This window comes from Thetidibacter halocola, assembly GCF_018224955.1.
GTDB classification, from domain to species: domain Bacteria; phylum Pseudomonadota; class Alphaproteobacteria; order Rhodobacterales; family Rhodobacteraceae; genus Thetidibacter; species Thetidibacter halocola.
Genome location: NZ_JAGTUU010000001.1, coordinates 161,508 through 167,919, shown reverse-complemented (window position 1 = coordinate 167,919; position 6,412 = coordinate 161,508). Strand labels below are relative to the sequence as shown.

General features: G+C 70.6%; 4 protein-coding genes. All 4 read left to right on the top strand.

What is annotated here, in order from left to right; genetic code table 11:
* The first annotated feature begins 34 nt into the window (after positions 1-34).
* From KB874_RS00785 to KB874_RS00770, 4 genes are read left to right on the top strand one after another with little or no spacing between them, the layout of a single operon-like run.
* Entirely contained in the window at positions 35-367 is a 333-nt protein-coding gene (locus KB874_RS00785) for a DUF3467 domain-containing protein (RefSeq protein WP_212534628.1), read from the top strand.
* A gap of 15 nt (positions 368-382) precedes the next feature.
* Positions 383-2,257, top strand: a complete 1,875-nt coding sequence (locus KB874_RS00780; RefSeq protein ID WP_212534627.1) for an efflux RND transporter periplasmic adaptor subunit — start codon at positions 383-385, stop codon at positions 2,255-2,257.
* Between the two features lies 1 nt (position 2,258).
* A complete protein-coding gene (locus KB874_RS00775; RefSeq protein ID WP_212534626.1) occupies positions 2,259-4,409 on the top strand; it encodes a PqqD family protein in 2,151 nt (716 codons plus the stop codon).
* Positions 4,402-6,393, top strand: a complete 1,992-nt coding sequence (locus tag KB874_RS00770) for a preprotein translocase subunit SecA (RefSeq protein WP_212534625.1) — start codon at positions 4,402-4,404, stop codon at positions 6,391-6,393. Before KB874_RS00775 ends, KB874_RS00770 begins: the two co-directional genes overlap by 8 nt.
* Positions 6,394-6,412: the final 19 nt, after the last annotated feature.

Sequence of the window (6,412 nt, the reverse complement as noted above, 5' to 3'; positions counted from 1 at the left end):
GCCGGGCAGCACCGCCGACAGGGAAGGATTGTCGATGGCGAAAGACCCCAAAGCTGCCGCGCCGGAAACCGGAGCCGAAAAGGCCGCGCCGCGCACAAGGGCGGCCACGGTGCCGCCCAGCCAGGTGCAGTTCGACACCGCGCAGCTGAAATCCAGCTATTGCAACGTGTGCAACGGCACCTCGACCCGCGAGGAGGTAGTGATCAATTTCGGGGTGAACGACAGCTGGGACATGGGCACCGAAAAGCTCAAGGTTCACCTGCATCACCGCATCGTCATGTCGCCCCATGCGGCCAGGCGGCTGCGCGACATGATGAACCGGCTGATCGACGAGCACGAGACGCGCTATGGCAAGCTGGGGGACTGACACGGGCGTGACCCCATGACGATCTCCGCCAGACCCGAGCCGTCGCAACCGGGCGCGACCCCTGCGACCATGGACCGGGGCCTTTGGTCGGCCTTTGCCGGGGCGCGGTCGGAAACCGGGCGGCTGGCCGCCTGGCTGGCGCTGCTGGTGGCGCGGTGCCGCGGCGCGACGCTGGGCGTGGTGCTGGAGCGCAACCTCGAGGAGGGGGTGTTCCAGCCGGTCGCCGTGGTGCCCGACCCGCGCCGCGACCTGTCGGCCTTTGCGCCCACGGCGGAACGCGTGCTGAGTTCGGGCCGCCCGGCGGTGCCGGTGGTCGAGGGCGGGCGCCATGTCGGCTACCCTGTGCTGATCGGCCCCGATGCCGGCCCACAGGTCGCCGCGGTGATCGTGCTGGACATGCCCGGCGCCGACGAGGCCGCGGCGCAGGCCGCCCTCCAGGAGGTGCACTGGGCCAGCGGCTGGATCGCCGCGCGGCTGGCGGACGAACGGGCCACCGATGCCGCACAGCGCCTGAAGCGGGCCGAGATCGCGCTGGATATCCTCGCCGTGACCGCCGAGCATGCCAAGCCAGAGGCGGCGGCGATGGCGATCCTGGCCGAGGCGCAGGCGGCGCTGGCGGCGGACCAGGCCTCGATCGGGATGGTGCGGGGGCGGGCATCCAGCCCGCGGATCCGCCTGCTGGCCCTGTCCCATGCCGCCTGGTTCCGGCGCCGGTCGTCCCTGGCCGAGACGCTGGAAACGGCGATGGAGGAGTGTTTCGACCAGGTGGCGCCGGTCGCGGTGCCCGCCCTGACGGCGACGGCGCGCGCCATCGCAGTCGCCCATGCCGACCATGTCAAGGGATCGCGCACCCGGCATATCCTGACCGTGCCGCTGTCGGATGCCTCCGGTCCCGTGGGGGCGATGACCTTCGAGCGGCGCGAGGACAAGCCCTTTGGGGACGAGGACCTGTCGTTGGCCGAGGCGATTGCCGCCCTTGTCGGCCCCGCGCTCGAATTGAAGCGGCGCAACCGCCGCTGGATCGGCGGGCGGCTTGTCGACGGAACGCTGCATGTGCTGGGGATCCTGCTGGGGCCGCGGCGGCTGTCGTGGAAGCTGCTGGCGCTGGTGCTGGCGGGGCTGGTGGCCGGCGCGCTGACAGTGACCGGCCCGTTCCGGGTGCAGGCGGATGCCGTCCTGCGCGGCGAGATCAATCGCGCCGTGGTCGCACCCTTTGCGGGCTTCATCGCCGAGGCGCCGCTGCGTGCCGGCGATACGGTCTCCGCCGGTGATATCCTGGTGCGGCTGGACCAGGCCGACCTGCAACTCGAGGCGCTGCGCTGGCGCTCCGAGATGGACCGGCTGGCCAGCCAGTCGCGCGATGCACTCGCGCAGAAGGACCGGGCGCAGGTCGCGTTGCTGGAGGCGCAGGTGGCGCAGGCGCGGGCGCAGGCCGACCTGGCCGAGGCGCAACTGGCGCGCGCCGAGCTGCGCGCACCGATCGACGGGGTAATCGTCTCGGGCGATCTGAGCCAGAAACTCGGCGCGCCGGTGCAGCTGGGCGAAGTGCTGTTCGAAGTCGCGCCGCTCGACCGTTACCGCGTTGACATCTTCGTGGACGAACGCGACCTGCGCTACGTCACCGAGGGGACGCCCGGACGGCTGGCGCTGGCCGGTCAACCGAGCCAGGGGTTGCCGCTGGCGGTGACGCGGATCACGCCGATGGCCGAGGCGCGCAACGGGGCCAACACCTTTCGGGTCGAGGCCGCATTGGACGCCGTGGCCAGCGGTCTGCGCCCCGGCATGCAGGGCGTGGCCAAGCTGGATGCCGGGCAGGCGCTAGTGTCGTGGGTCTGGTCGCGGCGCCTGATCGACTGGGCGCGCGAGACTCTCTGGACATGGCAGCCCTGAGATGGCCGAAAGCTTCCTGTCGACGCTGTGGTATCGGGTTGCAGGGCTGAAACCCAGGCTGCGCCCGCATGTCAGCGTGCATCGCCACCGCTATCGTGGCCAACCCTGGTACGTGCTGCACGACCACGCCTCGGGGCGGGTCCACCGGTTCACGCCAGGCGCCTGGATGCTGATTGGCCAGTTCGACGGCAGCCGCAGCGTGGACGAGATCTGGCGCGCGCTGGCTGATGTGCAGGACAACCATGCGCCGGGTCAGGACGACGTGATCCGGCTGCTGTCTCAGCTGCACCAGAACGACCTGATCCGCTACCAGGGCAGTCCCGACGTGGCCGACCTGCTGGAGCGGCACGAGCGCAATGCGCGGCAGATCATCAAGCAGAACCTGACCAACCCGATGAGCTTTCGCATCCCGCTCTGGGACCCGGACGCCTTTCTGCGCCGGACCCTGCCGGCGGTGCGCTGGCTGACGGGCTGGGCGGGGTTCTGCCTGTGGCTGGCGGTGGTCGTCGCGGGGCTGGCGACGGCTGCGGTGCACTGGCCGGCGCTGACCGGCAACCTGGCCGAGCGGGTCTTTGCGGCGCAGAACCTGGTCATCAGCCTGGTGACCTATCCGCTGCTCAAGGCATTCCACGAACTGACCCATGGTTACCTGACCCGCGCGCGCGGCGGCGAGGTGCGCGAGATGGGGATCATGTTCCTCGTGTTCTTCCCGGTGCCGTACGTCGATGCCTCGGCAGCAGCCGCGTTCCGGTCGAAATGGCACCGCGCGGCGGTGTCGGCGGGCGGTATCTTTGCCGAAACTTTCGTCGCCGCCGTGGCGGTCATGGTCTGGGCCGCGGCAGAACCCGGTTTCGTCCGCGCCATCGCCTTCAACCTCGTGCTGATCGGCGGCATGTCGACGCTGGCCATCAACGGCAATCCGCTGCTGAAGTTCGACGGCTATTACGTGCTGACCGACCTGGTCGAGATCCCGAACCTGGCGCAGCGGGCGAACAAGTGGTGGGGCCATGTCGTTCAGCGCTATCTGTTCAACGCCCGCACGCTGAAGGCCGATCCGGCCACGCCGGGTGAAAAGGCTTGGTTCGCGTTCTATGCGCCCGCCGCCTGGGCCTACCGGATGGTTGTCATGGTCGGCATTGCCCTGCTGGTGGCGCAGCGTTTTTTCATCCTCGGCGTGCTGCTGGCGATCTGGTCGGTGTTCAATTCGGTGGTCAAGCCGATCGCCAAACACCTGCGCCATGTCGTGACCTCGCCCAGCCTGCGCAAGGTGCGCAAGCGCGCGGTCGGCCTGACCTTTGGCGGCATCGCGGTGCTGGCTCTGGCGCTGCTGTTGGTGCCGCTGCCGCTGCGCACCGATACCGAGGGCGTGATCTGGCTGCCCGAGGACGCCGTGGTGCGCGCCGGATCAGGTGGGTTCATCGCCGATCTGCCGGTCGCCGAAGGCGCCGAGGTCGCCCGGGGCGCCATCCTTGCCCGGCTCGACGATCCGCCTGTCGAGACACGCGTGGTCGTTTTCGCCGCCCGCGTCGACGAGGCCAGGCGACGCCTGCAACGGGCCGAGGCCGAGGACCGGAGCGAAATCGCCGCGGCGCGCGTGCAACTGGCAGAAGCCGAGGCGCAATGGCAGCGCGAACGCGAGCGGCGCCTGCGTCAGACCCTGCATGCCGGCGTTGCGGGGCGCTTTCGCCCGGCGATCCCGATTTCCGACATGGCCGGGCGTTGGGTCGGCGAAGGTGACATCGTTGGCCACGTTCTGCCGCCCCGGGCTGAAGTGGCGCGCCTTCTGGTCCCGCAGGAAGACATCGCGCTGGTTCGGGAACGGACGCGCGCGGTCGAAGTGCGTCTGCTGGGCCGGATGGATCAGCGCCACGAGGCGAGCCTCGCGCGCAGCGTGCCGCAGGCGACTGCCGTCCTGCCGGCGGCGGCGCTTGGCGAGGTGGCGGGCGGCCGGTTCCAGACCGACCCGGCGGACCCCGAGGGCGCGACGCTGCTGAGCCAGGCTTTTCTCTATGACCTGGCGCTGCCCGAGGCCTTGGCCGACGCGCCCTTTGGCATGCGGGTCCTGGTGCGCTTCGATCACGGGTTCGAGCCGGCGGGCTGGCAGATCTGGCGGCGGGTGCGGCAGCTCTTCTTGCGGCAGTTCAATGCCTGAGGTGCAAGGCCTCCTGGGCTTTGGCCGCCCATCCCGCGGCATCGCACCCTATGCCGAGCGCAGCGACCCGCGCGGCAATGCCGTGGACCTGTGGCTGGAACGCCGGCTGGGCTGGCTCGAGGCGCGCGCCCCGCTGCTGCGCCGGCGCCTGTTGCGCCGCGCGGACCAGGTAATGGCGCTGGAACCGGAATTTCGTGCCCTGTCCGACGATGCCCTGCGCGCCGCGGCGCAGGCGCTGCGGCCCCGCCTTCTGGCGCGACGGCGCGGCGATGTCGAGGCGTTGGTGCGGGCCTTTGCCGCGGTTCGAGAGGCCTCGGACCGGGTGCTGGGCAAGCGGCACTACAAGGTGCAGGTGATGGGCGCGCTGGGGCTTTACGAGGGCCGCATGGTCGAGATGGCGACCGGCGAGGGCAAGACCCTGACCGCCACGCCGGCGGCGGTTGTCGCGGCGCTGGCGGGCGACCCGGTGCACGTGGTGACGGTGAACGACTACCTCGCCGCCCGCGATGCCGAGGAGACACGGCCGCTTTACGGCTTCTTCGGCTTGACGGTCGGGGTGATCGACAGCGACATGGACCCCGAACAACGCCGCGACGCCTATCGCTGCGACATCACCTATGTCTCGAACGCGAATCTGACCTTCGACTACCTGCGCGACCGGATCGCGTTGAAGGCGCGGCGCGGACAGGCGCGGCACCGCGCGCTGGCGCTGACGCGCGGCGGGGCAGGGCAGCCGCTGATGCTGCGGGGTCTGGCCTTTGCCATCGTCGACGAGGCCGACAGCGTCTTCGTCGACGAGGCGCGCACGCCGCTGATCCTGTCGACCACCGCCGACGACCCCGAGGCCGCGCAGCTTTACGCGGACGCGCTGGCCTTGGCGCGGTCGCTGACCGAGCCCGCGGATTTTCGCATCGACCGCATGAACCGCCAGGTGGAACTGACCGAGGCCGGCAAGCGGCGGCTGACCGAACGGGCGCGGGCCGCGCGGCTGTCCGGCCTCTGGGCGATCCGGCTGGCGCGCGAGGAACTGGCGCGGCAGGCGCTGTCGGCGCTGCACCTGTTCGAGTCGGGGCGCGAATACGTGGTGCGCGAGGGCAAGGTGCAGATCGTGGACGAGTTCACCGGCCGCATCATGCCCGACCGCAGCTGGCAGGGCGGGCTGCACCAGATGATCGAGGCGCGCGAAGCGGTCGAGGTCACGGGCCGCAAGGAGACACTGGCGCGGATCACTTACCAACGCTTCTTTCGCCGCTACATGCGGCTGTCGGGCATGACCGGCACCGGAATGGAATTGGCCGCCGAGTTCCGCGACACGTTCGACCTGACCACGGTGCGGATCCCGCGCCACCGCCCGCTGAAGACCCGACAACTGGGCGCGACCTTTGTCCGGGACGAGCCGGCGAAATGGCAGGCCGTGGCAGAGCGCGTGGCGGCGCTGCATGGCGCCGGGCGGCCCGTCCTGATCGGCACCCGCTCGGTCGAGGCGTCGCAACGCTGCGCGGCGGTGCTAGAGGCGCGCGGTCTGCCGCACGAGGTGCTGAACGCTACCCAGGACCGGGCCGAGGCCGAGATCGTGGCCGAGGCCGGACGCCGCGGCGCAATCACCGTCGCGACAAACATCGCCGGTCGGGGCACCGACATCATTCCCGGCGCAGACGTGCTGGCCCTTGGCGGGTTGCACGTGATCCTGACGGAGTTCCACGAAAGCGCCCGAATCGACCGACAGCTGTTCGGACGGACCGGGCGGCAGGGCAATCCCGGCAGCACCGAGGCGATCGTCGCCTTGTCCGACGAGCTGTTCACCCGCTTTACCCCCTGGCTTCGCCGCCTTGCGCTGCGGGTGCCGGTTCGGCCGGTGCTGTGGGCGCTGCGGGCGCGGGCGCAGGGACGCGCCGAGGCGGAACACGCGCTGACCCGGCGCGAACAGACCGCGCTCGACCGCCAGCTGGAACGCGCGCTCGCCTTTTCCGGCCCGACGGAATGATCCGCGCCGGGCCCGTCGA

Excerpts from the sequence above, each read along its gene's own strand:
- KB874_RS00775 (WP_212534626.1), top strand. The coding sequence starts at position 2,259 with ATGGCCGAAAGCTTCCTGTCGACGCTGTGGTATCGGGTTGCAGGGCTG.
- KB874_RS00770 (WP_212534625.1), top strand. The coding sequence starts at position 4,402 with ATGCCTGAGGTGCAAGGCCTCCTGGGCTTTGGCCGCCCATCCCGCGGC.
- KB874_RS00780 (WP_212534627.1), top strand. The coding sequence starts at position 383 with ATGACGATCTCCGCCAGACCCGAGCCGTCGCAACCGGGCGCGACCCCT.
- KB874_RS00785 (WP_212534628.1), top strand. The coding sequence starts at position 35 with ATGGCGAAAGACCCCAAAGCTGCCGCGCCGGAAACCGGAGCCGAAAAG.